The 24,873-nt window shown below is 63.3% G+C and carries 24 protein-coding genes; 1 reads left to right on the forward strand and 23 read right to left on the reverse strand.

Translation table 11 applies throughout. The features are described 5' to 3' along the window. Positions 1 to 4: 4 nt before the first annotated feature. From AC3WMV_RS04835 to AC3WMV_RS04930, 20 genes are all read right to left on the reverse strand, one after another. Positions 5 to 1,231, reverse strand: a complete 1,227-nt coding sequence (locus AC3WMV_RS04835) for a beta-ketoacyl-ACP synthase (RefSeq protein ID WP_103368718.1) — start codon at positions 1,229 to 1,231, stop codon at positions 5 to 7. Next, the gene (gene fabG, locus AC3WMV_RS04840; RefSeq protein WP_103368717.1) at positions 1,231 to 1,959 is read right to left on the reverse strand and encodes a 3-oxoacyl-ACP reductase FabG; all 729 of its coding nucleotides are present in this window, start codon (positions 1,957 to 1,959) and stop codon (positions 1,231 to 1,233) included. The genes AC3WMV_RS04835 and fabG overlap by 1 nt, the downstream gene beginning before the upstream one ends. Continuing rightward, positions 1,952 to 2,416, reverse strand: a complete 465-nt coding sequence (locus AC3WMV_RS04845) for a hotdog family protein (protein WP_103368716.1) — start codon at positions 2,414 to 2,416, stop codon at positions 1,952 to 1,954. The genes fabG and AC3WMV_RS04845 overlap by 8 nt, the downstream gene beginning before the upstream one ends. Then, positions 2,413 to 3,609 (reverse strand): beta-ketoacyl-[acyl-carrier-protein] synthase family protein, encoded by a 1,197-nt coding sequence (locus AC3WMV_RS04850; protein ID WP_027611330.1) that lies wholly within the window; start codon positions 3,607 to 3,609, stop codon positions 2,413 to 2,415. Before AC3WMV_RS04850 ends, AC3WMV_RS04845 begins: the two co-directional genes overlap by 4 nt. Beyond that, a complete protein-coding gene (locus tag AC3WMV_RS04855; protein ID WP_492561386.1) occupies positions 3,606 to 4,202 on the reverse strand; it encodes a hypothetical protein in 597 nt (198 codons plus the stop codon). The genes AC3WMV_RS04850 and AC3WMV_RS04855 overlap by 4 nt, the downstream gene beginning before the upstream one ends. Continuing rightward, positions 4,202 to 4,927 carry a class I SAM-dependent methyltransferase gene (locus AC3WMV_RS04860; protein ID WP_103368714.1) on the reverse strand — a complete coding sequence of 242 codons (726 nt, stop codon included), beginning with the start codon at positions 4,925 to 4,927 and terminating at the stop codon, positions 4,202 to 4,204. The genes AC3WMV_RS04855 and AC3WMV_RS04860 overlap by 1 nt, the downstream gene beginning before the upstream one ends. Next, positions 4,924 to 6,171: an NAD(P)/FAD-dependent oxidoreductase gene (locus tag AC3WMV_RS04865; protein ID WP_103368713.1), complete on the reverse strand. Its 1,248-nt coding sequence runs from the start codon at positions 6,169 to 6,171 to the stop codon at positions 4,924 to 4,926. Before AC3WMV_RS04865 ends, AC3WMV_RS04860 begins: the two co-directional genes overlap by 4 nt. Next, positions 6,158 to 7,321: a sodium:proton antiporter gene (locus AC3WMV_RS04870; protein WP_103368712.1), complete on the reverse strand. Its 1,164-nt coding sequence runs from the start codon at positions 7,319 to 7,321 to the stop codon at positions 6,158 to 6,160. Before AC3WMV_RS04870 ends, AC3WMV_RS04865 begins: the two co-directional genes overlap by 14 nt. Continuing rightward, positions 7,318 to 9,657 (reverse strand): MMPL family transporter, encoded by a 2,340-nt coding sequence (locus AC3WMV_RS04875; protein ID WP_103368711.1) that lies wholly within the window; start codon positions 9,655 to 9,657, stop codon positions 7,318 to 7,320. The genes AC3WMV_RS04870 and AC3WMV_RS04875 overlap by 4 nt, the downstream gene beginning before the upstream one ends. Next, positions 9,641 to 10,243 carry an outer membrane lipoprotein carrier protein LolA gene (locus AC3WMV_RS04880; RefSeq protein WP_103368710.1) on the reverse strand — a complete coding sequence of 201 codons (603 nt, stop codon included), beginning with the start codon at positions 10,241 to 10,243 and terminating at the stop codon, positions 9,641 to 9,643. Before AC3WMV_RS04880 ends, AC3WMV_RS04875 begins: the two co-directional genes overlap by 17 nt. Then, a complete protein-coding gene (locus tag AC3WMV_RS04885; protein WP_027611337.1) occupies positions 10,240 to 10,665 on the reverse strand; it encodes an acyl-CoA thioesterase in 426 nt (141 codons plus the stop codon). The genes AC3WMV_RS04880 and AC3WMV_RS04885 overlap by 4 nt, the downstream gene beginning before the upstream one ends. Further along, complete coding sequence (locus AC3WMV_RS04890) at positions 10,658 to 12,202, reverse strand: HAL/PAL/TAL family ammonia-lyase (RefSeq protein ID WP_096794708.1); 1,545 nt, start codon at positions 12,200 to 12,202, stop codon at positions 10,658 to 10,660. Before AC3WMV_RS04890 ends, AC3WMV_RS04885 begins: the two co-directional genes overlap by 8 nt. Continuing rightward, a complete protein-coding gene (locus AC3WMV_RS04895) occupies positions 12,183 to 13,130 on the reverse strand; it encodes a lysophospholipid acyltransferase family protein (protein WP_103368709.1) in 948 nt (315 codons plus the stop codon). The genes AC3WMV_RS04890 and AC3WMV_RS04895 overlap by 20 nt, the downstream gene beginning before the upstream one ends. Next, positions 13,127 to 13,861 (reverse strand): glycosyltransferase family 2 protein, encoded by a 735-nt coding sequence (locus AC3WMV_RS04900; protein ID WP_103368708.1) that lies wholly within the window; start codon positions 13,859 to 13,861, stop codon positions 13,127 to 13,129. The genes AC3WMV_RS04895 and AC3WMV_RS04900 overlap by 4 nt, the downstream gene beginning before the upstream one ends. Before the next feature lie 128 nt (positions 13,862 to 13,989). After that, positions 13,990 to 15,669, reverse strand: coding sequence for an acyl-CoA synthetase family protein (locus AC3WMV_RS04905; protein WP_103368707.1), 1,680 nt, complete (start codon positions 15,667 to 15,669; stop codon positions 13,990 to 13,992). Beyond that, positions 15,666 to 16,211, reverse strand: a complete 546-nt coding sequence (locus tag AC3WMV_RS04910) for a COG4648 family protein (protein WP_103368706.1) — start codon at positions 16,209 to 16,211, stop codon at positions 15,666 to 15,668. The genes AC3WMV_RS04905 and AC3WMV_RS04910 overlap by 4 nt, the downstream gene beginning before the upstream one ends. After that, on the reverse strand, positions 16,208 to 16,462 hold the full coding sequence (locus AC3WMV_RS04915) for an acyl carrier protein (RefSeq protein ID WP_003220947.1): 255 nt from the start codon (positions 16,460 to 16,462) through the stop codon (positions 16,208 to 16,210). Before AC3WMV_RS04915 ends, AC3WMV_RS04910 begins: the two co-directional genes overlap by 4 nt. A 9-nt stretch (positions 16,463 to 16,471) precedes the next feature. After that, positions 16,472 to 16,732 carry a phosphopantetheine-binding protein gene (locus AC3WMV_RS04920; protein ID WP_007967290.1) on the reverse strand — a complete coding sequence of 87 codons (261 nt, stop codon included), beginning with the start codon at positions 16,730 to 16,732 and terminating at the stop codon, positions 16,472 to 16,474. Then, positions 16,713 to 17,522: a lysophospholipid acyltransferase family protein gene (locus AC3WMV_RS04925; RefSeq protein ID WP_027611343.1), complete on the reverse strand. Its 810-nt coding sequence runs from the start codon at positions 17,520 to 17,522 to the stop codon at positions 16,713 to 16,715. The genes AC3WMV_RS04920 and AC3WMV_RS04925 overlap by 20 nt, the downstream gene beginning before the upstream one ends. Then, positions 17,498 to 18,217, reverse strand: coding sequence for a beta-ketoacyl synthase chain length factor (locus tag AC3WMV_RS04930; RefSeq protein WP_103368705.1), 720 nt, complete (start codon positions 18,215 to 18,217; stop codon positions 17,498 to 17,500). The genes AC3WMV_RS04925 and AC3WMV_RS04930 overlap by 25 nt, the downstream gene beginning before the upstream one ends. Before the next feature lie 361 nt (positions 18,218 to 18,578). Between AC3WMV_RS04930 and AC3WMV_RS04935 the strand changes: the two genes are divergently transcribed. Next, complete coding sequence (locus AC3WMV_RS04935; RefSeq protein WP_027611345.1) at positions 18,579 to 19,349, forward strand: ParA family protein; 771 nt, start codon at positions 18,579 to 18,581, stop codon at positions 19,347 to 19,349. 131 nt (positions 19,350 to 19,480) lie between these two features. On the opposite strand, the gene trxC is transcribed toward AC3WMV_RS04935, so the two are convergent. From trxC to mscK, 3 genes are all read right to left on the reverse strand, one after another. After that, on the reverse strand, positions 19,481 to 19,915 hold the full coding sequence (gene trxC, locus AC3WMV_RS04940) for a thioredoxin TrxC (protein WP_096794713.1): 435 nt from the start codon (positions 19,913 to 19,915) through the stop codon (positions 19,481 to 19,483). An 80-nt stretch (positions 19,916 to 19,995) separates the two neighbouring features. Continuing rightward, the gene (selO, locus tag AC3WMV_RS04945; protein ID WP_103368704.1) at positions 19,996 to 21,459 is read right to left on the reverse strand and encodes a protein adenylyltransferase SelO; all 1,464 of its coding nucleotides are present in this window, start codon (positions 21,457 to 21,459) and stop codon (positions 19,996 to 19,998) included. Positions 21,460 to 21,507: 48 nt separating this feature from the next. Further along, positions 21,508 to 24,861: a mechanosensitive channel MscK gene (gene mscK, locus AC3WMV_RS04950; RefSeq protein ID WP_097087044.1), complete on the reverse strand. Its 3,354-nt coding sequence runs from the start codon at positions 24,859 to 24,861 to the stop codon at positions 21,508 to 21,510. Positions 24,862 to 24,873 lie beyond the last annotated feature (12 nt).

Raw genomic sequence — 24,873 nt, forward strand, 5'->3', positions numbered from 1 at the left:
GCGGTCAGTGCCAGCGGCGGAAAATCAACGAGGTGTTGACGCCACCAAAAGCGAAATTGTTGTTCATCACGTACTCGTGATGCATCTGGCGGAATTCGCCGCGCAGGTAATCGAGCTTGCCGCAGTGCGGGTCGACCTCGTCGAGGTTGAGCGTGTGCGTGTACAGGTCGCGATTGAGCATTTCGATGCTGAACCACGACTCCAGCGCGCCGCAGGCCCCCAGCGTGTGGCCGAGGAAACTCTTCTGGGAGCTGATCGGCATGTGTTCGCCGAACAGACTGCTGGTCGCCAGTGTTTCGGCAATGTCGCCCTGTTCTGTAGCCGTGCCGTGACCATTGACGTAACCGATGGCATCCGGCGTCAGCCCGGCGTCGTCCAGCGCCAGTTCCATGGCGCGGCGCATGGTGATCTGCTCGGGGCGAGTGGTGTGCTGGCCGTCGGCGTTGCTGCCGAAACCGACGATCTCGGCGTGGATCCGCGCACCGCGAGCCAGCGCATGCTCCAGCTCTTCGAGCACCAGCATGCCGCCGCCTTCGCCGATCACCAGACCATCGCGGCCCTTGTCGTACGGACGTGGGCTGGTCTGTGGCGCGTCGTTTTTCAGGCTGGTGGCGTATAGCGCGTCGAAGACCATGGCTTCGGTCGGGCACAGTTCTTCGGCACCGCCGGCGAGCATCAGCGGCAGCCGTCCGAACTTGATCGCTTCATACGCGTAGCCGATGCCCTGACTGCCGCTGGTGCAGGCGCTGGACGTCGGGATCAGGCGTCCGGTGAGGCCGAAAAAAATGCTGATGTTGGCCGCGGTGGTGTGCGGCATCATCCGCACGTAGGAGTTGGCGTTGAGCCCCTCGGCCACCGAGTTCAGCAGCATGTTGCCGAAGGCCTTGATCTCGTCGGTGCTGCCGGTGGACGAACCACACGCCACACCCATGCGTCCGTCCTTGATCGATTCGTCACCGAGCAGGCCGGCGTCAGCGAGCGCCTGTTCCGCCGCACCCACCGCCAGCCGTGACACCCGGCCCATGCTGCGCAGTTGCTTGCGGGTCCAGTGCGGCGGTACGACAAAATCATCGATCGGCCCGGCCAGGCGGGTGTTGAGTTCGCTGAAGCGGTCCCACTCGTCCATGCGGCGGATGCCGCTGCGGTTGGCCGCGAAGTTGCCGGCGATGGTCTGCCAGTCGCTGCCCAGCGAGGTGATGCCGGCCATGCCGGTGACGACAACGCGCTTCATCAGCACAGGCCTCCGTTGACCGCCAGGACCTGGCGGGTGATGTACGAGGCTTCCGCCGACATCAGGAAATTTACCGCAGCAGCGACCTCTTCCGGGGTGCCCATGCGTTGCGCGGGGATAATTTTCATCAGCTCTTCCACCGGCACGTTTTCGTCGAGCATCGCCGTGTTGATCAGGCCCGGCGCGACGCAATTAACCGTGATTTTGCGCTTGCCCAGTTCAATCGCCAACGCTTTCGCCGCACCGATCACCCCGGCCTTGGAGGCGCTGTAGTTGACCTGGCCACGATTGCCGATCAAACCCGACACCGAAGTGATGCAGACGATCCGACCGGCGGCGCGACGACGGATCATCGGCATCATCACCGGGTGCAGGACGTTGTAGAAACCGTCGAGATTGGTGCGCAGCACCACGTCCCAATCGTCATCGCTCAACGCCGGAAAAGCGCCATCGCGGGTCAGGCCGGCGTTGAGTACCACGCCGTAATAGGCGCCGTGGGTTTCGACGTCGGCTTCGAGAATGGTTTTGCAGGCTTCGCGGTCGGCGACGTCGAATTGCAGGATGCGCGCGCTGCGGCCCAACGCTTCGACTTCGGCTTTCACGGCCTGGGCTTCAGCCACTCCGCTGCGGCAATGCAGGACGATGTCATGCCCGGCCTGCGCCAGACGCAAGGCAATGGCGCGGCCGATGCCACGGCTGGAGCCGGTGACCAGTACGGATTCAGTCATCGTTCGACTCTCTGTTTTGTTCAAGGTATTGGCTGGGCTGCGGCGGGCGGAACACGTTCAAGCGTGCACTGGCCTCGATGCCGGGGGCGTTGATGTGGCATTCGAAAACACCCATGCCGTTGTCGTCTTCCAGCGAACGGATGCCATGGATAGTCAGTTCGCTGCCGGCCGGAAACGCCTCGACGTTGCACTCGAATTTGCGCGTGCCGAGGAGGAAACCCAGCTCTACCGGGTTGCCCTTCAATCGGGCATGGCAACCGGCGAACGCGGCAACGCTCTGCGCCATCAACTCGATGCCAACCCACGCCGGCAGGCTGCCGTCGGGCAGGCTGAACAAGCCGTCGGACTTGACCGTGAGGCGGGTGTGGATCTGCTCTTCGTCGAAACTGAGGATGCGGTCGAGCAGAATCATGTCGCCAGCGTGGGGCAGCAGTTCGGCGAGCGGCCAGTCGTTCATGGGGCGTCTCCGATAATCAGGCTGACGTTGTTGCCGCCGAAGGCAAACGAGTTGCTCATCAGGTAGCGGGGTGCAATGGACGACAGGCGTTCGCTCGCGGTCACCCACTTCAACGCCGGCAAGTCGGGGTCGGGCTGGGCGTCCCAGACGTGTGGCGGCAGGGCGTGCTGCGGGTTGTCGGCGCTCAGGCTCAGCCAGCAGAACGCCGCTTCGAGGGCACCGGCCGCGCCGAGGGTGTGGCCGGTCATCGGCTTGGTCGACGAGCAGGCCACGCCGTCGGGGAACAGCGTGGCGACCGCCAGACTTTCCATCGCATCGTTGTGCTGGGTCGCGGTGCCGTGCAGGTTCAGGTAGCTGATTTGCGCCGCTTGCAGCTGTGCGCGGCTCAAGGCTTTCTGCATCGCTTGCAGGGCGCCGCGGCCGCTCGGTTCCGGCGCGGAAATGTGGTGCGCGTCGGAGCTGGCGCCGCTGCCGAGCAGGGCAATGGCCGGGCCGTCGCTGCGTTGTTTGCTCATCAGGAACAGCACCGCCGCTTCGCCGATGTTGATGCCGTTGCGGTTGGCCGAGAACGGATTGCAGCGCTGGTCAGACACCGCTTCCAGTGAACTGAAACCGTTGAGCGTCAGTTTGCACAGGCTGTCGACCCCGCCGCACAGCACCGCGTCGCACAGGCCCAGATCGAGCAGGCGCTGCGCGCTCATCAACGCCCGCGCACTGGACGTGCAGGCGGTGGAAATCACGTAGGCCGGGCCGCTGAGTTGCAGCCAGTCGGCGAGAAAATTCGCCGGGGCGCCGAGTTCCTGTTGCCGATAGTCGTACTCGGCCGGGAACTGCTGCTCACGAAGGTAGTGCGCCAACCCGCGACTGGCTTCGTCGATCCCCGAGGTGCTGGTGCCGAGCACCACGCCGATGCGCGCGCGACCATAGGTCTGGATCGCCCGATCGATGTCCTCGCGAATCTGCAGTGCGGCTTCCAGCAGCAGTTGATTATTGCGGCTGCTCTGGTCGGCCAGTTCGGCCGGAATCGCCGCCAGTTCACCGTGCACCGCCGCCACCGGCAACTCACGCCCGGCCACCCAGCCGGACTCGCGGCGCATGCCCGAGCAGTCACCGGCAAACAGGTTGTGCGCGACCTGGTGCTTGTCGCGGCCCAACGCGCAGATCACGCCGAGGGCATTGAGGTAGGCAGTCATGGCGTCGGTTCAGCGAGAGGAGAAACCCGATAGTGCGGGCCTTGGGGCAGATTCAATTGGAAACTCAACGGTTGTGCATAACGGATCGTCCAGCGCGGCACCAGCGTGCGTTGCTCGCCCTGCTGCTGCGCGGCGGGATAATTGCGCGCCAGTTCGCCGGAGGGAGTCAGGGCGAACAGCAGCGCGGCAAACAGCTCCCGGGCTTCCGGGTTGGGCGGCAATAGCCCGTCGGCCTGCCAGCGACCGTCGATCAGTTGTTGACGCGCCTGGGGGATGCCCAGCGGGTCCATCATCGACCAGCGGATGCCGGAGCCTTCGCGCTGGATCACCAGCAGCCAGTCCTGGCGTTGATCGGCCTGTTGGCGTTCGATGTGCAGTTGCAGCGGTAACGGCAGCGTCGGGTTGCTCGCGGGCAGCGGGGCCTGGCTGGCGCAACCACTCAACAGAAGCATCATGCTGACCACAAAAAGTCGCCACAACTCGGACACTGTGGGAGCGAGCCTGCTCGCGAAGACGCCGGCACATTCAACAAAGAGGCTGGCTGACCCACCGCTTTCGCGAGCAGGCTCGCTCCCACAGGTTAAGTGTTGCATCAGGAAGCCTCTGCGAGTGGTTTTCGGGCAACAACGTTGACCAACGTTTCCTCACGCTCGCCAAACGGCTTCGGCCGGCGCAATCCAAACCGCTCCAGCAGTCCGAAATCCTGCGACCGGCTCCACCACAAATACGGGTACGAGACATTGCGTTCGCCAAACTCGAAACCCTGCTGGCGAATCATTTCCAGGTACTGCGCCGCGCTCTTCTGCACATGCATCGGATGGCGGAACAGCCAGCGAATCACCCAGGTATCAATGTAAGCCTCGGTGGACTCGGCGAACAGCAGATAACCACCCGGCTTCAGTACGCGGTAGAACTCGGCGAGGGCTTTTTCCTGTTCGACCAGATGATGAAAGGTCTGATGGCAGAACAGCAGGTCGACACTAGCGTCCGCCACGTTGAGCGTCGCGCAGTCACTGCCGATCAGCTCCACATCGAAACCCTGACGCGCCGCTTCTTCGGCGCTCAATTCAAGGCTATGCGGATCGGCATCGACACCGATCAAGCGCTGCGGGGCGAAGGTCTGGCGCAAATGCCGGAACGACTTGCCCTGACCACAACCGGCATCCAGCAGCACCGGATTGGCCGGCAGCGACTCGCTGAACAGCCCGCGCAAATCGTTGATCGCCACGCGCAACACATGGTGCTGCCAGGTGTGGCTGCGCAGGAACCAGAAACCGAAGCGGGTTTCCTCGACGTAGCTGTCGCTCAAGTAATTCATGGGGCGTCCTTTGCACAGAGTTCGGAAATCATCTTCAACCGGCGGCGCGCTTCGCTGACGAACGGGTTGCGTTCATCCCAGGCATAACCGGCGAGGATCGAGCAGATCATTCGGCGAATCTCCGCCTGACTGTCTTGATAAAAAATCACGTCCTGAAAGGTGCCGGCATACCAGCCTTCGACGTAGCAGCGGAAGGTGTCGACCCCACGTTTGAGCGGTTCGGCGAACTCGCGCTGCCAATCGACGGTTTCGCCCTGCAACTGCCGGTGCAGGACGGCGGCGGCCATGCTCGCCGAACGCATGGCGATGGTCACGCCGGAGGAGAACACCGGGTCGAGAAATTCCGCGGCGTTGCCGAGCAGGGCGAAGCCGGGGCCATGCAGGGTTTTCACATTCGCCGCATAACCACCGAGGGTGCGCGCCGGAGTGTCCCACACCGCGTTGTTCAGCACGCCGGCGAGGCTTGGGGTTTCGGCGATGAAGCCGCGCAGGCAGGCGTCCAGATCGCTGTCGCGACCCTTGAAGTGTTCGGCGGCAGCCACCACGCCCACCGAGCAGCGCCCGTTGCTGAACGGGATCGTCCAGAACCAGATGTCGCGGTGCTCCGGGTGGGTGGTGACGAGGATCTTTTCGCGGTCGAAGGCCGGGTTGTCGATGTGATCTTCAACGTGGGTGAACACCGCCTGGCGCACCGGGAAATTCGATGGCGCTTCCAGATCGAGCAAACGCGACAGCAAGCGCCCGTAGCCGCTGGCGTCAAGTACGAAATCCGCTTCGACGCGGTACTCGCTGCCGTCCTCGCGCAGCACGTCGAGCTGCGGTCTGGCGCGATCGAAATCGACGCGGTCGATGGCGTCGCCGTAACGGATCTCGGCACCTTGCAGTGCAGCCTGATCGGCCAGCAGCTTGTCGAAATCGGCGCGCTGCACCTGGAACGTGGTGGGTTTGCCTGCGGTGAAGGTGTCGCTGAAATCGAAGGCGCTGTAGCGCTCGCCCCAAGCGAACGCAGCACCGGTCTTGCGCTGGAATCCGGCGGCGTTGACGGCGTCGAGCATGCCGGCTTCTTCGACGAAGTCCAGGCAATGGCTGAGCAGGCTTTCACCAATGGAAAACCTCGGGAAGTACTGGCGCTCGATCACTAGCACATCGTGGCCCTTGCGCTTGAGCAGGGCGGCGGCGATGGCGCCGGACGGGCCGGCACCAATGATCACTACCTGACGACGTTGCATTTCAACGGTTGGCACGTGAACTCCCGGGCGCAGTGGCGGTGGTTTTCAGGGGCGCGCGGTGCAGGCCGATCAGGGCCGGCAACAGCGTCGCGATCAGGCCCATCAGCATCAGCGCGAAGTACAGCGCCGGGCTGATCAGCTGTTGTTGCAGCAACAGGTTGAGAAAGACGATTTCGCTCAGCCCGCGAATGTTCAGCAGCACGCTTTCACGCCAGCGGCTGGCGCCTTCGAACGAGGCGCCGGCCCAGCCCAGCCCGAGCCAGTTGCCGAGCAGTTTACTGGCAATCGGCAACAGCAGCAGCGCCGCCCATTGCACCGCGCCGAGGCTGGCGAGGGCGCTGTGCACGTCGATCTGCACGATACCGAAGGTGAGGATCAGCGGGATCGCGATCCATGTCTGCAAACGGCTCATCCACCGCGCCGGCAATGGCAGCACCAGCGGCACTTTCAGCAAGGCCATGCACAGCAGATAACCGATGCCGAAAATCAGCGCGTTGAGTTTGTAGTGCTCGGCCAGCACCAGCAGCGCAAAGAAACCGAGGCTGTAGGTCAGCGGTCGACGCACGCGCAGCAGACTCAACAGCAGCGGCACGCAGGCCAGTCCCAGCGGCAACAACAGGCTGCTCAAATGCAGACTGCCCTGAGCGAGACCGAACAGCGTCCAGCAGGTCAGGTCGATGAGGATGGCGGTCTGCACCAGACGCCGGGTGGCGGCGGGCGGATAGTCGATGTGGCGCAGGTACAGGTACAGCACCGGGATCGCCGTGATCGCGAACACCAGACCGATCGCCAGCGAGTTCAGCCACGGTTGCGCTGGCAGCAACCAAGCGGCGGCCGCCAGACCGGAGGCAAATGGCACGGCAAAACTCGGCACGGCGATTTTCACGCTCTGGCGGTCCAGCCGCAGGTCGATCACATCACTGAGAATGTGCCCGAGCAACAGCGCGAAACTCAGGCTGTAGAGGTCTTTCAGCCACACCGGCGCAATCAGTTCGGCACCGCTGAGCTGCCAGCCCGGTTCGATCCAGAAATACATCAGCAGCGGCAACCCGAAGCTGGCCAGCAGCAACTGGCTGACGATCGGGATCAGGCCGAAATGCCGACCGACACGGGTCGCCACAGCGAACAGCGCCAGGGCCATCAGCCAGAAACCGACGACCATCATGCTGCCGGCTCTGCGACGGCGGCGCGGTGGACGTGACGTCCGGCCCACGGCGCCAGAATGAAACTGAAGGCCAGTCCCAGGCTTACCGCCAGGCCGAAGTTGCTCACCGCCGGCGTGCTCGACACCGCCAGCAGGCCGAACGACAACCAGGTCGTCAGCGCCGCCAGCAAGGTGCCCAGCAAGCTGACAGCCGCACCGCCGACCTGCTCACGCATGAGGATTGCGTAATCGACGCTGATCGCCGTTACCAGCAGCAGGCCGAACAGACTGAACAGGGTCAGCGGCTGACCGAGCCAACCGAGACTGGCGAGGCTGCACAGCGCCGCGAGTAACGGCAGAGCGACGATGCGCAAGGCGCCGCCGAAGCCGAACGGCACGATCAGCACCAGCACGATCAACACGCAGGAGGCGAGTTTCAGTTCGGCGGCGCTGATCTGGGTCGCGGCGAACACGTTGTTCAATTCGCCGAGACGATCCACCAGTATCACCCCCGGCAAGTCCAGCGCCTGCACCCGCAGCAGTGACGGATTGTTCAACCCTTGCAGGCTGGTCATCGCCGCCACGCCGTCAGCGGTCGGGCCGAGCCACAGCGTGCGGTAAGGCTCGCCCAACGGTCCGGCCAGTGCCGCGTCGATGTCTTCGGCAGGCAGGCTCTGCAACTGCTGCAACTCGGTTTGCAACGCCGCGAGCGGTACGCCGAGGTCGAGCAATGGCTGCCAGTATTGCGCCAGTTTGCTCAGCGCTTCGCGCACTTGCTGTTGCTGGCTCGGTGGGCTGAGCAGTTGATCGAGGGCCAGATAGCCTTGCAGTTTGTCGAGGTTGACCAGTTGCTGCAGACGCTCGCTCAACGCGGCCTGACGCTCCAGCAGTTGCTGCTGATTGGCGCCGCGCACGAGGAAGAACTGGCTGGTCGGCTGATAGCCGGTGATGCGCGCGATGGTCTGCGCCTCATCGGTCAGGCGTTGTGGTGCACCGACCCACTGGCGGATGTCATTCTTGCTTTGCAGCTGCACCAGACCGCCAGCGCAGAACGCGATCAGCAGCGCCAGCAGCACCGGGGTGCGCACGTGTTCGAGCAGGGTTTCGCGCAGCTGCACCAAACGCTCGGCCAGGCGCAGCGGCCATTGCGCCGGTTGCAGCTCAACGTTGTTCAGCAGGGCCGGCAGCAGGCACACCGCCGACAGATAGGCACCGAGCAATCCTGCGGCAGAGAACACCGCGATTTGTGTCAGCGCCGGGAAGGGCGTCCAGGCCAGCGCCAGATAACCGATGGCGCTGGTGATCAGGCTCAGCGTCAGTCCGGAGAGTGTCAGGCGCAGCGCCGGCCAGCTGCGCCACGGCTTGAGGCTCCAGCTTTTCGACAGATAGTGCAGCGGGTAATCCACCGCCACGCCGATCAGGCTGGAACCGAGTACCAGGGTCATCACGTGCATGTGGCCGAACAGCGCCACGCAGGCCACCGCGCCGAACAGCATGCCCACCAGCACCGGCACGAACGCCAGCAGCACCCGCCAGCGGCGAAACGCCAACAGCAGCAACAACAGAATCCCGAGAGTGGCGCCGCCGCCGACCCAGGTCATTTCGCGGGTGGCTTGTTGCTGGCCGTTGGCGGCGTACAGCAGACCGCTGGCGGCCAACAGTTGCACGTCGGCTCTCGCCGCCTGCTCGCGACTGTGCTGCAGCAGATCAGCGACTTTCAGCGGCAGGTTCATGTCGAAGGCATTGCCGGTGGTGCGCGCGCGCAGCAGCACCCAGCGCTTGCCGTCGGCATCGGCGACCAGTGCGCCGCTGCCGATGTCCAGTTGCACCGCGCCGTGTTTCGGCTGGCTGTTCTGGATCCGTCCGGTCAGGCCCAGCCAGTCGTCCTGGCTCGGCACTAGGGTGAAACCGTTGAACGGGTCGAACAGTGCCTGCACCCGTTGCTGAATGAACGCATCGGGATGCTCGGTCAGCAGTTGCCGGTCATCCGCTGAGAGCATCGCCAGCCGCCCTTGCAGCAGTTGCGTACGCAGCGCCGGCAGATCCGCCTGCAGGTTCCACTGGACCTTTTCGAACAGACCGCTGGCCTGCCATTGCTCGCCCAAAGTCTGGGCCATGGCCACCGCTTGCTGGCGATCAGTGTGACCGACCAACACCAGCATTTCCCGATTGAGCGGCTCCTGCATGCGCTGTTCGGCGCGCAGTTCGAGGGCGTCAGGGTTGGTCCCGGGCACCAGCTCCATGAGGTTGGCCGACAGCGGCGCACCGTCGCGCCACTGCCATCCGGCCAGCGCGATGACTGCCAGCAGCAGGATCAGAAACAGCCACGGCAGCCTGCGCTCACTCGGCAAAGTCATATTGCTCCGCTTCGCTCAACGGTTGACCGGAGGTACTGTCCTGCATGCGCAACACGGTGCTGTCGCCCTGGGTTTCCAGCAGTTCGATGGTCTGTACCAGCTCACCGCCGTCGATATTGATCTGATTGAACACTTGCTTGAGCAGCACCGAACGCGGGGTCAGGGTGAGTTTCCACTGCTGTGCGTCGCCGCTCAGGGCCAGTTCGAAATCCCGCTGCAAACCGCTGCTGTCGCCTTGCAGCACAGCGAGGAACAAGCGGTTCTGTTCGGCACCGGCGCTCTTGTTCGGCAGCAACTGCCAAGCGTTGCCGTCACGACGGGCGATGCCGTTGGCGGTGATGCGGTAATCCTGTTGCAGCGGGGTCTTGAGCAGCCACAGCAGGCCGTGATTTTTCGCCAGCACGAAGCTGCCCTTGCTGATCAACGGCTGAGGCAGGGCGCGCAGATGTTTTTCCTGAATGAACTGGCCGTGGATCACGTCCGGTTTCGCCAGTTGCTCGCTGAGCTGTTGCAGGTCGAAGGCGTTGGCCAGCGTTGACACGGCGAGCAGCGCCATCGCGCCAAGGCATTTGCAGAACAGTTTCATCGCAGCATCCTTTCCACCGCATCGGTGAACACTTTGGGTGAGGCCAGTTGCATCTCGCGGCTGCTGATCTCGACCGCTACCTGCACCGAGCTGGCACGGGTCAGGCGCTCACCGGTCTGCAGGTCGGTGATCAGATAATTGATCTTCAAGCGGTTCTCCCACTCCACCAGACTGGCGCGTACGTTCAAGCGCTGGCCGAACACCGCGCCGCGCACATAACGCAGTTGCAGGTCGATGATCGGCCACGCGTAACCGGACTCGGACATCTGCGTGTAGTTGTGGCCGATCTGGTCGAGCAGCGCGCAGCGCGCCACTTCCAGGTATTTGACGTAATGCCCGTGCCAGACCACGTGCATAGTGTCGACGTCGAAAAACGGTACGAGGATTTCCGTGTCGGCGTGCAGCACTCCGGCGCTACGCATGCAGCCTCCAGTGTTGCTCGGCGATACGTTGCAGACACAGGCGCAATTCGCCTTCGAGTGCACGGTCTTCGATGACCGGCGGGAAGTCCTTGGCCAGCTCTTCGTGCATGGCGGCCAGCGAAGGTGGCAGCGCGCGTGCGTCTTCATCGCGACCACGCAGCCAGACGCCCTGATTGGCCGCGAGCAACGTGGCGGCGGCGACTTGTTCGGTCAGCTCCAGCACGCGGATCGCGTCACGGGCGGCGATGGTGCCCATGCTCACCTTGTCCTGGTTGTGACACTCGGTGGAGCGTGAGAACACGCTGGCCGGCATGGTGTTTTTCAGCGCTTCGGCGGTCCAGGCGCTGGTGCCGATCTGCACGGCCTTGAAACCGTGGTTGAGCATGGCGCGATCCGCCGGGGCGCCGGACAGGTTGCTCGGCAAACCGTGGTTGTAGCGCTCGTCGACCAGCAGCGCGAGCTGCCGGTCGAGCAGGTCGGCGACGTTGGCCACCAGATTTTTCAGGCTGTCCATGGCGAACGCGATGTGCCCGCCGTAGAAGTGCCCGCCGTGCAGTACGCGCTCGGCTTCGGCGTCGATGATCGGGTTGTCGTTGGCGCTGTTGAGTTCGGTCTCGATGAACGCACGCAGCCAGTTCAGGCTGTCGGCCAGTACCCCGAGCACGTGCGGGGCGCAGCGCAGCGAGTAGCGATCCTGCAGGCGATGCAGCGGCGCGGTCGGCGCGTCGATCGCCAGATCCTTGCGCAGCCACGCGGCAACCTGCATCTGCCCCGGATGCGGCTTGGCGGCGAACAGACGCTCGTCGAAGTGTTCCGGATTGCCTTGCAGCGCGACCACGTTGAGCGCGGTGATGCGCGTGGCCAGTTGCAGCAGATAGTCGGCGCGGGCGAAGGCGAGGCAGGCGAGGCCGGTCATCACCGCCGTGCCGTTCATCAAGGCCAGCGCTTCTTTCGGACGGAGCACCAATGGCGTCCAGCCCAGTTCGCGATGCACGTCGGCCGCTTGCCGGCGTTCGCCACGGAACAGCACTTCGCGCTCGCCGGACAGGGTGGCGGCGACGTAGGACAGCGGCGTCAGATCGCCGCTGGCCCCGACCGAACCTTCTTCGGGGATCAGCGGCAGGATGTCGTGTTCGAGGAAGGCGTGCAGGCGCTCCAGCAGTTCGATGCGCACCCCGGACACGCCGTGACACAGCGACTGCAAACGCGCCGCCAGCACGGCGCGGGTGGCTTGCGGGTCGAGCAGTTTGCCGAGTCCGCAACCGTGGAAGGTGTAGAGATGACGCGGCAGTGCCTCGACGTGATGCAGCGGCACCGCGACCACGCAGGAATCGCCGTAACCGGTGGTCACGCCGTAGATCACGCCTTCCTTGTCCAGCAGCGAATCGAGGAACCGTGCGCCTTTGGCGATGCGCTCGCGGTAAGCGGCGTCGCTCTGCAACTGCACGGGCGCCTGACGGTTGGCCAGGGCCAGCACGTCTTCGATGCGCAAAGGGCGTTCGCCGAAGGTTACCGGCTCATGGGTTGGCGTCGTCATCGGTCTTCCAGAAAGGGTAAAAGTTGAACCATTGGTGCGGGGCTTCGAGGCAATAGTGACTCAGGCGCTGCGCATAGCGGGTGGCCCACTGATGAATGACCTGCTCGCGCTCGCGGCGTGTCCAGGTCACGCTGTCGGCGAACGGCTCGAGGGTCAGGCGATAGTGGCCGTCCGGTTGTTTCAGGCACATCAGCAGATTGACCGGACACTTGAGCAAACCGGCCAGCAGCCACGGGCCTTGCGGAAGCGCTGCCGGGTGGCCGAGAAAGTCCACGCTGACGCTGCGCCCGCCGTGCAACGGCACGCGGTCGCCAGCAATCGCCAGCCACTCGCCGCGCTCCAGGCGTTCGTGCAGTTGCAGCATGATCACCGGGTCCAGTTCGCTGACCTGGATCAGGCGCAGATTGGTCGCCCCGGCCTCGCCCAGCAAACGGTTGAACTGCTCGGCGTGCTTGGTGTGCACCAGCACATTCATGGTGACCTTTTCGCCGATCTCGGCCAGCGCCCGGCAGACTTCGAGGTTGCCCAAGTGCGCGCCGACCAGCAGTTGCCCGCGACTGCCGCGCAACTGATTGCGCAGCAGCGCCGGGTCGATGATTTCGATCTGCTCGATGCGCAGCTTGCCGTTCCACACGTCGAGCTTGTCGAGCAGCGAATCGGCGAACGCCATGAACTGGCGGAACACCCGCCAGTAACTCGGGCGCAATTCGGCGCGGTTGCTCCAGTCGGCCAGCCGTTGCTGGTATTGCCAGGCACTGTTGCGCGCGGTGCGGCCGAACAGGAAGAAGTACAGGACGATGCCGTACAGCAGCGGACTGAGCAGGCGTCGGCCAAGCACCTTGGCGGCGAACGCGGTGAATTTCATCAGCAGGAAGCTGCCGCGCTCTTCGCGGTCGGCCCAGTGCTTCTTGTCGGTCTCGACGCTCATGTGCGCCACCGGCGCCAGAGGATGACGGGCAGGCGCAGCAGCATGCCGAAGAACAACCGGGTGTGCATGCTGGAAATCAGCGCGTTGTCGTGCAGCAGACGGAAGTGCGAGACGCCGTCCAGCGGGTAATGCACGCTGGTCTGCAGCCAACGCATCGGCTGGTTGCGCCACGCCAGACGCACGAGGATGTCCGAGTCGAAATCCATGCGCTTGCCGACCCGCGCCGAGTCGATCACCGCCAGCGTCGGGGCCAGCGGATAGACGCGAAAACCGCACATCGAATCGCGGATCTGCAGCGACAGCGTGTTGATCCAGACCATCACATGAGTCAGATAACGTGCGTACAAGCGGCCCTTGGGCACGCTCTCGTCGAACAGCGGATAACCGCAGATCATGGCGTGCGGATGGGCGCGGGATTCCTCGACGAAACGGGCGACGTCGTGCAGGTCGTGCTGGCCGTCGGCGTCAACTTGCAGGGCATGGGTGTAGCCCAGACGAGCAGCTTCGCGCAGGCCGGTCATCACCGCGCCGCCCTTGCCCTGATTGAGGGTCAGGCGCACCAGATGCACGCTTTCGCGTTCGGCCAGCGCATCCAGCACTCGCGCGCAGGACGGGGTGCTGGCGTCGTCCACCAGAATGCACGGCAGGCCTTGGGCGAGCAGCGCGTCGACCACGGTGCCGATCGCGGTTTCATGGTTGTAGACCGGAATTACGGCGCAAGGGTTATGCATTGAACACATCCCCACTGTGGCGAGGGAGCTTGCTCCCGCTGGGCTGCGAAGCGGCCCCAAATCCAGTCGACATAAAATTGCTGGCGAGCGCTTCGCACTCGAGCGGGAGCAAGCTCCCTCGCCACAGGTTAAGCATTGGCAGGCTCCAGGATGATTCGTCCGCTGGAGCAGGTCGCGGTGTCGTTACGGTAGGCGAAATACAGTTTGCCGCGCTCGGGATCGAAACGCAGGTGCAGCTGGACTTCATCGCCCGGGCGCACCAGTTGCTGGAATTTCAGCACTTCCATGCCGGCAAATTTGCCGGGCAGGTTCAGCAGTTGTCGGCCAAGGTTCAGCGCCCATTCGACCTGCACCACACCGGGCAGCACCGGGGCCTTGGGGAAGTGGCCGCTGAAGTAGGCCAGGTCCGGCGGAACACTCAATTGCAGGCTCCACTCGCCGTCGGTTTCGACCTGCTCCAGCACTTCCGGGGCTTTCGGCCGTGGCGCCAGCAGCAGCGCTTCGATGTCGGCCTGCGGCAGCTTGCCCTGGCTGTTCAGCGGCAGTTGCCGCACCAGACGCCAGCGCCGGGGCAAGGCCAGCGCCTCGCAATGCTGGCTCAGGTGTTTGCGCAGGGCTTCGGTCAGGCTGCGACGACCGTGCTCACGCAAGGCAAACAGGCCCGCCTCGCTGAGCACCATCAAGGCGCCAAGTACCGCGCGGTTTTCCTGAACCACGCCCAGCCGTGCTTCGGCGACCCACTCGTGGGCGACCAGTGCCTGTTCGAGCATCGGCAGGGAGATGCGCTTCTCTTCGAGTTTGACGATGCGGTCCAGCCGCCCGAGCAGTTCGAAACGTCCGTCGGCGGCGATGCGCACGGCATCGGCGGTATGTTCGACATGCCCGGCCGGCAGATAGGGAGAAGTGATCAGCAGGGCGCCGTCGCTGTCCTGGCTTAGCTCAACCCCGGCGAAGGGCTGCCACAGACTGGCGCCCTGACGCCAGGCGATGCCGCCGGTTTCCGAGCTGCCAAGGATTTCGGTCGGCCATTGTTGCAGGCGTTGCTGCAGGCTCTGCGCGGCGTCTGCGGGTAAAGCGCCGCCGGAGGAAAACACCCGGCGCACGGCGCTCAGGGCCGGCCAGTCGAGGTTATCGCCCATGCGCTTGAGCAATGCCGGGCTGCCGACCCAGGCGAAGGCCGGGTGTTCGCGGCTGGCGCGCTGCAGGTCTTCCGGAAACGCCAGTTGCCTGCGCGCGAACGGGCGTCCGGCGCACAGCGGCCACAGCACCCGGAACAACAAACCGTAGATGTGCTGGGTGGCGACGCTGCCAATGATCCAGGCTTCTCCCAGATCCGCGCCCCACAGTTGCTCCAGTGCTTCGACCTCGTTGGCCAGTTGGCGCAGAGTCTTGTCGATACGCTTGGGCTCGCCGCTGGAGCCGGAGGTGCACAGGCTCAGGCGGCACTGCTCGAGGTCGAGTTCAGCACCGGGCAGGGCCGGCTGCAGCAGATCGCTCAAGTGAGCATCATCGGGGTGATCGCTCAACCACAGATCGACCTCACTCGACCAGCGCTGGCGGGTCTGCGCTTGCAGGTCGGAGGGCAGCAGGACGGCGACGCCCGCGCGCCAGGCGCCGAGCAGGGCGATGGCGAGGTCGGCGGCATCTTCCAGATGCACCGCCATGCGCTGCACGCCGCGTGCCTGCAGGCCGGCGGCAACGCTCAGCGCCTGCTCGCGCAGTTGCGTGTGGTCGAGCGCCGGGGCGGCGCTGATCGCGCGCTCCGGCAGGGCCTTGAGCAACAGGTGCTCAAGTTTTATCCAGTTCATTTACGGCCTCTTACCCGTTGTCGTATCAGCCATTCAATGGCAAACATCAGGCCGATCAATCCGTAGGAGATCAGGCCGGTGTACAACATCCACCAATGCAGCGGCGCCCACAGGGTCAGGAACGCGGCGCACAAACCGTTGCAGAAGAAAAACACGCTCCAGGCCACCGTGACCTGACGGGTGTAGCGGATCGCTTCGGGCGGCAATTGCGGCTCGCGCAATCGCGCCAGACGCTCGACCATCGGCGGCCCGTATTTCAGGCTCAGGCTGAACAGCACCAGCATGAAGCCGCTGATCAGCACCGGATACCAGCGCAGCAACAGCGGACTGTCGAACAGCGCCAGCAGCAGGCAGAACACGATCGCTACGCAGGCCATCCAGCGGCTGCCGGGTTTGCGCTCGCCGGTCAGCGCGCGCGCCAGCCACAGCCCGCCCAGCAGCAGTCCGAACTGCCACGGGGCGAAGTGCTCCATGCCGAAATACACCGCAAAGGGGTACAGCAGCCCCGCCAGCAGCAGGCCGAGGCCGATCAATCGGCTCATGCGGCCGGTTGAACCAGACGGTAGACCGCCTCGACCACGTCACCGACGGTGCGCACCGATTTGAATTCTTCGGCGGCGATTTTCTTGCCGGTCTGGCGTTTGATGTGATCGATCAGGTCGACCGCGTCGATGCTGTCGATCTCCAGATCCTGATACAGGTTGGACTCCAGGCTGATCCGCGCCGGATCCAGTTCGAACAGCTCGACCAAGGCATCGCGCAGGGTGTTGAAAATGTCGTCACGAGTTTGCATGGTCCGGTCTCAAGCTGCCTGTTTTGCCGTGACGAACGCCGCAAGGCTCGCCACATTGGTGAAGTGGTTACGGGTGTCTTTGGCGTCGGCGTCGATCTTGATACCGTACTTTTTCTGGATCGCCAGACCCAGTTCCAGTGCGTCGACCGAATCCAGGCCCAGGCCTTCGCCGAACAGCGTCTGCTCGTCGCCGATGTCGTCGACGCTGATGTCTTCGAGGCCCAGGGCGTCGATGATCAGCAGTTTTATTTCACGGTGCAGATCGCTCATCTTCGGCGAGCTCCTTAATGTAGTAAGAGTGCAAATAATCATTGAGCTTGCGCGAGGCCTGCGGTGCCGGGCCTTGCGTGGCGAAAGTCTGTGGATCTATATCGGCCCCGACACGAAAACTGAAGTGCACGCGGCGGTGGGGGATGCGATACCAGGGTTCGGCCTTGGTCAGGGTGGTCGGATTGACCTTGATGACCACTGGCGTAAGGATTTTCGCACCGCGCAGGGCAATCGCTGCAGCCCCCCGATGAAAGGCTGGCGCCTGACCAGGTTGAGTGCGCGTGCCCTCGGGGAAAATGATCAGGGTCTGGCCGTTTTGCAGGGACTCGGCGGCAGCGTCGAGCATGTCCATGCTGCCGTCGTTGCTGATGTATTCGGTACTGCGCAGCGGGCCGCGGGTGAAGGGGTTTTCCCACAGGCTTTTCTTCACCACGCAATTGGCCTGGCGCACCAGGCCGATCAGGAACACCACGTCGATCAGCGACGGGTGGTTGGCGATGATCATCTGCCCTGGACGCCCGAGGCGTTCGGCCCCTTGAATGTCATAAGTCAGCACACCGGTGCGGGCCATGAACCGCACGAAAAACCAGAACAGCCGACTGACGGTTTGCCGCGCGCGTTGACGATGCCTGAGCGCGTCACCCGGCAGACAGCCGAGCAGCGGAAATACCAGCAAGCGCAGGCACAACCCGCCGAGCCCGAACAGGGTGAAACTGGCGGCGGTGGCCAGCAAGCGCCAGTAATAGGCGTCGCGGTTCTTCTCGGTCACGGGTTGCGTTGCCAGGTCCATACACGATTTTTCCAGGCATGTTGGCAATGGGTTTGCTGACCGAGCAGGGCGCGCAACAGATTCAGCGCGTGGGGCCAGTGCGCTTTGGACACTGTTTCCTGGCCGCTGTTCAGGGTCAGCCGCCAGTCGGTACCGGGGGTGAGCAGCAGACCCAGCGCATAAGGGAACGGCACGTCGTCGACCCACTGCGAATAGGCCTCGGGCGGCTGTTCTTCGGTGATGATCAGCAGCACCGCGGGAGCGCCTTCAGCGAGCAGGGCGGAGGCTTCGATGATGCCGTGTTCCAGGCCATCGCCTGCGGCCGCCAGTGCAGTCATTTCGCTGGTTTCACCGCGCATGATCGACCACAGACCAATGATCGCGTTGTGCACCGACAGGCTGAACTGGGTCGGCGACAACGGCTCGTCCTTGGCCAGATCACTGAGGATCTCGAAGGTGCGCGGGGTTTCGCCGTGTCGTGAAACAAACACCAGCGGCAGGTTCTCCCGTCCGTCGGCCAGCGGCCAGCCGACGCTGAACGCCATCCGCGCCAGACGGCTGAGGCGTCGGCGCTGCATGGCTGGCAGAAACGACACATCGGGCGCGGCATCGCTGCTCGGGAGTACGACCGGTTGTCGGCTCCAGGCCTGCCACGCGTCCACGCTGTCGAGCCCCGGGGCCCACGCGCGCCATTGGGCGATGTTGAAGTTGATCACGGATGTTCATCCCGCCCCTGCGGGCTTTTATGACGCTTTGAGTCGCCAGGGCCGCGGCTGACCTGAGGTGGCGCATGGCGCCGGGTGGCGCGCATTATCCCGGTGCGACGAGTGTGTAGCAAATGTTGGTTACGTTTTACGCAACGAAATGTACCGAGTGGTTCGTGGAAAAAATGTCATTTGGCCATTATCCGGATCGTGCGGGATTTGTCTGTCGGGCATATCGGCGCACTCGGGAGGTTTTTACCCGCCGTGCCCGCTGATTTTTGCGCCTGACTCTGTAGTCCGCTTCGTTGAAGGTAGCGAAGCGCACGCACAGGCAACTACACTCGGTCATTCTTTGATACACGGAGGTTTTGTCATGCGGCGCGTGGTGTTCAATCAGAAAGGTGGCGTGGGCAAATCCAGCATTGCCTGCAATCTGGCAGCGGTGAGTGCCAGCGAGGGCTATCGCACGCTGTTGGTCGACCTCGATGCCCAGGCCAACTCCACTCAGTACCTGACGGGGCTCACCGGCGATGACATACCGATGGGCATTGCCGACTTCTTCAAGCAAACCTTGTCATCAGGGCCGTTCTCGAAGAAAAACCAGGCCGACATCTACGAAACCCCGTTCGACAACCTGCACATCATCACCGCTACCGCTGAGCTGGCCGATCTGCAGCCCAAGCTTGAGGCCAAACACAAGATCAACAAGCTGCGCAAATTGCTCGATGAGCTGGATGGCGAATACGACCGGATTTATCTCGATACCCCGCCAGCATTGAACTTCTATGCAGTGTCGGCGTTGATCGCCGCCGATCGGGTATTGATTCCCTTCGATTGCGACAGCTTCTCGCGGCAGGCGCTGTACGGCCTGCTGGCGGAGATCGGAGAGTTGAAGGAGGACCACAACGAAGGTCTGGAAGTCGAAGGCATCGTGGTCAACCAGTTCCAGGCCCGGGCCAGCCTGCCGCAGCAGATGCTTGATGAGTTGATCGCTGAAGGTTTGCCGGTGCTGCCGGTGTACTTGAGCAGCTCGGTGCGCATGCGTGAGTCGCACCAGGCCAGCACCCCGCTGATCCACCTCGACCCGAGGCATAAACTGACGCAGCAATTTGTCGAACTGCACAACCTGCTCGAAGACCACTGATTTCCGGATTTCACTCCACTCTCCTGTGGGAGCGAGCCTGCTCGCGAAGAGGCCAGCACGTTCAACATCTCTGTTGACTGAACGGGCGCGTTCGCGAGCAGGCTCGCTCCCACATTGGGGTCTCTGGAGGGTCAGATCCCTTGGCTGCGCAGCCACGCCATCAACTGCGGCAACGGAAACGCCCCGCTCTGGCGCGCCACTTCCCGACCGTTCTTGAACAGAATCAAACTCGGAATCGAGCGAATCCCCAGCTGCGCCGACAACTGCTGATTGGCTTCGCTGTCGAGCTTGGCCAACCGGCACTTGCCCGCCAACTGCGCCGCCGCCTGCTCGAATACCGGCGCAAAGGACTTGCACGGCCCACACCAGTCCGCCCACACATCCACCAACAACGGCAGATCCCCTTTGATCTGGCTGGCGTAATCGCCTTGCTTGAGTTCGAACGGCTTGCTCAATAGCACCGCGGACTTGCAGCGCCCGCATTTTGGCTGGTCGGCGAGGCGTTCGGCGGGGATGCGGTTGAGGCCGTTGCAGACGGGGCAGGGGATGAGGAGTGGAGTGGTCATGACGGGCTCGGTTTAAGTTGATATCTCGTACGACTGATCTGGAGTCGTACGAGGCGTTTATCAAGGTTGAATCCGGAGCCTCAAGACGAACAACTGATCTCCAGATGCTTGCCCCACTCCGGCGGCCGCTCGGCATAACCTTCCATCCCCGGCTGCTCGTCGAACGGCTTGCTCAGTACCGCATGCAGCCGTCGTACTTCGGAGTAGTCGCCTTGCTCGGCGGCGTCGATGGCTTTTTGCGCGAGATAGTTGCGCAGGATGTACAGCGGGTTGACCGCGTGCATCCGCGCCCGGCGCTGTTCCTGATCGCTGTCGCCATCGCGGGCAACCCGTGCCACGTAGCGTTCGCCCCAGGCATCGAAGCCTTTGATGTCGACGAAGTCATCGCGCAAGCGGGCGACAGCCTGCTCTGCGGACTCTTCGCCGAGATGGCGGAAGAACAGCGTGTAATCGACGCCGCTGTTCTGCATCAGTTGCAACAGGTCTTCGAGCAGTTTCTGGTCGTCATCCTCGGCGCTGGTGAAACCGAGGCGGCGGCGCATCAGGTCGAGGTAGTGCGCCTGGAACAACGGCAGGTACAAACCGAGGGTTTCGCGCAGGGCTTCGACGCTGATGAACGGCGTCAGGGCCTGGGCCAGAGCGCTGAGGTTCCACTGGCCGATCGGCACCTGGTTGCTGAACGAGTAGCGGCCCTGATCATCCGAGTGGTTGCAGATGAAGTTGGCATCGAAGTCGTCGAGGAAGGCGAACGGGCCGAAGTCGAAGGTGATGCCGAGGATCGACATGTTGTCGGTGTTCATCACCCCGTGACAGAAGCCGTAGGCCTGCCACTTGGCGATCAGTTCGGCATTGCGCTCGACGATCTCGCGGAACATCGCCAGATACGGTTCCGGTTGCTCCAGGCATTCGGGGAAGTGCATCGCCAATACATGTTCGCCGAGCTGTTTCTGCTGCTCTGGACGCTTGGTGTAGTAGAAATATTCGAAGTGGCCGAAGCGGATGTGGCTTGGCGCCAGACGCAGCACCATCGCCGCGCGTTCCTGCTTTTCGCGCCACACCGGAGTGTCGGAGCCAATCACACAGGCGGCACGTGAAGACGGGATGTTCAGCGCGTGCAGCGCCTCGGAGGCGAGAAACTCACGAATCGACGAACGCAGCACCGCGCGGCCATCGCCCATGCGCGAAAACGGCGTCTGCCCGGCGCCCTTCAGATGCAGGTCCCAGTGTTCACCGGCGTTGTTGTAGACCTCGCCGAGCAACAACCCGCGACCATCGCCCAGTTGCGGCGTGTAGCCGCCGAACTGATGCCCGGAATAGACCATCGCCCGTGGTTCGGCATCGGCCCACAACTTGTGGCCGCCGAACAGTTCAGCGAATTCCTGAGTCTCAGCGGTTGCCGGATCAAGATCGAGCAAGGCCAGGGCCGCCGGGCTGGCGACGACCAGACGCGGGTTGTCGATCGGCTCGGGCAGCACGTGAGCGGAGAACGCATCGCCCAGGCGGGCGAAGCGATTGTCGAAGGTCAGTTCGTCGAGGGCTTTCAAGGGCCGGCTCCAGCAGAATGTCCGAACATTCTGCTGGGATCAGACCGGTTAGTCGAGTTTGGCCGGCGGCGGCTCTTGCAGGGGCTTTTGCTCGGCGCCGATCGGAACGATGGTTTTGTTCTCGTCCTCGATGGGCACCAACTTGTATTCCTGACCGTGGAGGTTCTTCAGGTACACCTCCATCTGGCGGAACGAGATGTTGATGTGCTGCTTCTTGAACTCGCGGTTGATGAAGCGGTTCACTTCGTCGATCACCGGGTTGCGGTCACCGAGGTCACGCACGTGCATGCGCAGTTCGTGATCGAGGGTGCTTTCGCCGAAGTTGAGGAAGTACACGTGCGGCTCGGGTTCCTTGAGGACGCGCGGGTTTTCCCGGGCAGCCTTGAGCAGCAGTTCCTTGACCAGATCCAGGTCGGAGCCGTAATCCACGCCGAGTTTCAGGGTGACGCGGGTGATGGTATCGGTCAGCGACCAGTTGATCAGTTGCCCGGTGATGAACGTCTTGTTCGGGACAATGATGTCCTTGCGGTCGAAATCGGTGATGGTCGTGGCGCGGATGCGGATCTTGCTCACCGTGCCCGACAGGTTGCCGATGGTGATGGTGTCGCCGATCCGCACCGGACGCTCGAACAGGATCATGATGCCGGAGATGAAGTTGGCGAAGATCTCCTGCATACCGAAACCGAGACCGACCGACAGCGCCGCCACCAGCCACTGCAACTTGTCCCAGCTGACGCCGAGGGTCGACAGAGTGGAAACGAAACCGACGCCGGCGATCACGTAGGACAGCAGCGTCGTGGTCGCATAGGCGCTGCCCTGCGCCAGATTGAGTTTCGACAGCACGAACACTTCCAGCAGACCCGGCAAGTTGCGGGCGAGGGCGAAGGTGATGCCGATGATGATCAGCGCGCCGAGCATGTCGCCGATGCTGATCGGCACCATGCTCATGTTGGCGCCGGTGCCGCTGGTGTATTCGTAAAGGGTGATGTTGTCGAGGTACGAAAACACCGAGATCAGGTCTGCCCAGACCCAGTACAGCGCGGCGATAAAGCCACCGAGCAGCGCCAGACGGATCAGGCGCAGCGACTGTTCGTTGACCTTTTCGATGTCCAGGGTCGGCTCTTCGATGACTGCTTCGCCGTCGCCTGCTTCTTTCGCCGCCTGACGTTTGGCCAGGGCGCGCTGGTAGGCCAGGCGGCGTGCGGCGACCGCCAGACCACGGACGAAGGTAGCCTCGATCACCAGCCAGAACATCAGCAGGTACAGGGTGTTGATCAACCGGTCGCTGAGTTTCAGCGCGGTGTAGTAGTAGCCGAAGCACACCGCGACGAACAGGGCGATTGGCAGCAGGGTGAACATCACGCCCACGGCCCTGCGGAACAATGAGGTGTTTTCGTGGGCCGGACTGCTGATCAGCAGACGGCTGAGCAGCCACGCCATCAGGGCGTAGCAGGTCAATACCACCGGCATGCCGAGCACGTCGTCAGCCAGCGCTGCCGGTTGCAATTCGGCCACCGCCACCACGGTCACCAGCGCCATCACCACCAGCCCGAGGCGGCGGATCCAGCCTTGAAGGAACTCGACCTGCGGTTTGTCCCAGCGGAAATGCAGCTCGGCCACGCCGCCCGGCGAGAGAATCCGGTAAGCGGTGTAGAACACCAGCCACGCCTGGCCCATCTGCAGCAACGCCGCGCCCATGTTGGCGTTTTGCCCGCGGGCGTCGATCTGCAAGGCCAGGCCGCACAGGCCCAGGCCCAGCGCTACCGGCATCGCCAGCAGAATATTGATCAGAATCGCCTGGGGCGTATGCCACTGGCTGTCACGCTTGAAGTGCCCGATGTCCTGGTGAACCTTGTTCAGGCGCGCATAAAGCGCCTTGCGCCGCCACAGCAGAGCGCCGATCAGCAAGGCCAGCGGCAGGAACAGCAGCGGACGCTGGGTCAGACCGTCGGTCAGCTCGCTCAGGCTTGAGGCCAGCGGCAGGGTGTCGATCTGGCGCTTGAGCCGCTCTGGCACGCCGCGAATCCATTCCGCGTCCAGCGGCTTGTTGCTGGGGATCCAGAACATCTGCTCGTCAAGGGTCGCGCGCAGGCTTTGCGCGGTGCTCAGCAGTTGTTTTTGGTTGAGTTGCAGGGTGATCGATTCGTTGAGCACCGCGCTCAGTTCGCGGTTCAGGCGCTCCAGCAGGTCGGCGCGGGTGTTGGCCAGTTCCATCAGGCTCTTGCGCAGTTGCGGGGTGACTTGTTCCGGCGGCTGGGTGGAGAGCAGGTTGTCGACATAGGTCGCCGGGTTGCTCAGCAGTTCGCGCTGCTGGCTGACTTCGAATTGATACAGGCGAATGTCGGCGATCTGATCCGCCAGATCGCGGTCGACCTTGAGTCGCGGCAGCGCCTGTTTCTGCTTATAGAGAATCTTCGACAGCAGCAGACTGCCCTTGAGCACGTTGATCTGCTCGTCGAGGGCCGAATCGCTTTGGGTCAGGCTGTCGAGTTGCTGTTTGGTCTGCAGGTTCTGTTGAGTGACTTCGTTGAGGCGGTCGGTGCTTTTGAGCAGGTAATCGGAGAGCTTGAGGTTGGCCGCACTTTCGGTGGCGAGCAGGCTGCTGCCGCCGGCCTTCTGCGCCTCGATCGACTGCTGAGTGACAGTTTCCTGAGATTGCGCCAGACGCTTCTGGTTGATCAGGGTCTGCAGCTCCTGGATCTCGCGATCGAGACGGTCGGACTTCTCCGAGAGCAGGTCGTGCTGACTGTTGCCCAGATCCTGCAACTGGCTGTTGCCCGCCAGTTCCTGACGGCGCAGCGGAATCAGTGAGTTCAACGCGGCGAGCTCGGCGTTCAACTGGTCGCGCTGCTCGGCGCTGACGGTCTTGCCCGCGTCCTTACCGGACTTGAGGATGTTGTTGATCTGCTGGATGCGCGTCTGGCTGGCAGAGATTTCTGCCTGTGCACGCTCGGGGCGAGTCTGGGCGGTGATGATCAGGCTGTTGGCATCGGCCAGGGCCTTTTGCAGATCGCTCTGCTGGGTCGAGCGATCGGTGAGGATCTGCTCCAACTGCTGGATCGACTCTTTGGTGAAGCGCTGCGCCACCGGCACCACTGGCGTGGCCTTGAGGCGCGTCAGTTCGCGGGTGTTCTCGATGGTCTGCCGCGGGGCGGAGGCCAGTTGCTGCTTGAGGTCGATCAGCTTCTGGTCGTAATCACGCCGGCTGTTGAGTTGATTGAGCGTGGTTTGCAGGACCGTCTGCAGGCTCTTTTTGTCGGCATCCGGCAGTTTGCTGTCGGCCAGTTTGTCGAGGCTGGCCTGCACGGCTTCGCTGGACGGCGGTTCGGCGGCGTAAAGCGGGCCGACGGAAAGACTCAGGCCCAGCAGGGCCGCGAAAAAGAAGGAGCGCAGGGTAGGCATAGAGACCGGTCA

This window comes from Pseudomonas sp. FW305-3-2-15-E-TSA4, from assembly GCF_058787295.1.

Coding starts and splice junctions, on each gene's coding strand:
- AC3WMV_RS04835 (WP_103368718.1), bottom strand. CDS start 1,231: ATGAAGCGCGTTGTCGTCACCGGCATGGCCGGCATCACCTCGCTGGGC.
- fabG (WP_103368717.1), bottom strand. CDS start 1,959: ATGACTGAATCCGTACTGGTCACCGGCTCCAGCCGTGGCATCGGCCGC.
- AC3WMV_RS04845 (WP_103368716.1), bottom strand. CDS start 2,416: ATGAACGACTGGCCGCTCGCCGAACTGCTGCCCCACGCTGGCGACATG.
- AC3WMV_RS04850 (WP_027611330.1), bottom strand. CDS start 3,609: ATGACTGCCTACCTCAATGCCCTCGGCGTGATCTGCGCGTTGGGCCGC.
- AC3WMV_RS04855 (WP_492561386.1), bottom strand. CDS start 4,202: ATGCAACACTTAACCTGTGGGAGCGAGCCTGCTCGCGAAAGCGGTGGG.
- AC3WMV_RS04860 (WP_103368714.1), bottom strand. CDS start 4,927: ATGAATTACTTGAGCGACAGCTACGTCGAGGAAACCCGCTTCGGTTTC.
- AC3WMV_RS04870 (WP_103368712.1), bottom strand. CDS start 7,321: ATGATGGTCGTCGGTTTCTGGCTGATGGCCCTGGCGCTGTTCGCTGTG.
- AC3WMV_RS04875 (WP_103368711.1), bottom strand. CDS start 9,657: ATGACTTTGCCGAGTGAGCGCAGGCTGCCGTGGCTGTTTCTGATCCTG.
- AC3WMV_RS04880 (WP_103368710.1), bottom strand. CDS start 10,243: ATGAAACTGTTCTGCAAATGCCTTGGCGCGATGGCGCTGCTCGCCGTG.
- AC3WMV_RS04885 (WP_027611337.1), bottom strand. CDS start 10,665: ATGCGTAGCGCCGGAGTGCTGCACGCCGACACGGAAATCCTCGTACCG.
- AC3WMV_RS04890 (WP_096794708.1), bottom strand. CDS start 12,202: ATGACGACGCCAACCCATGAGCCGGTAACCTTCGGCGAACGCCCTTTG.
- AC3WMV_RS04895 (WP_103368709.1), bottom strand. CDS start 13,130: ATGAGCGTCGAGACCGACAAGAAGCACTGGGCCGACCGCGAAGAGCGC.
- AC3WMV_RS04900 (WP_103368708.1), bottom strand. CDS start 13,861: ATGCATAACCCTTGCGCCGTAATTCCGGTCTACAACCATGAAACCGCG.
- AC3WMV_RS04905 (WP_103368707.1), bottom strand. CDS start 15,669: ATGAACTGGATAAAACTTGAGCACCTGTTGCTCAAGGCCCTGCCGGAG.
- AC3WMV_RS04910 (WP_103368706.1), bottom strand. CDS start 16,211: ATGAGCCGATTGATCGGCCTCGGCCTGCTGCTGGCGGGGCTGCTGTAC.
- AC3WMV_RS04915 (WP_003220947.1), bottom strand. CDS start 16,462: ATGCAAACTCGTGACGACATTTTCAACACCCTGCGCGATGCCTTGGTC.
- AC3WMV_RS04920 (WP_007967290.1), bottom strand. CDS start 16,732: ATGAGCGATCTGCACCGTGAAATAAAACTGCTGATCATCGACGCCCTG.
- AC3WMV_RS04925 (WP_027611343.1), bottom strand. CDS start 17,522: ATGGACCTGGCAACGCAACCCGTGACCGAGAAGAACCGCGACGCCTAT.
- AC3WMV_RS04935 (WP_027611345.1), top strand. CDS start 18,579: ATGCGGCGCGTGGTGTTCAATCAGAAAGGTGGCGTGGGCAAATCCAGC.
- trxC (WP_096794713.1), bottom strand. CDS start 19,915: ATGACCACTCCACTCCTCATCCCCTGCCCCGTCTGCAACGGCCTCAAC.
- mscK (WP_097087044.1), bottom strand. CDS start 24,861: ATGCCTACCCTGCGCTCCTTCTTTTTCGCGGCCCTGCTGGGCCTGAGT.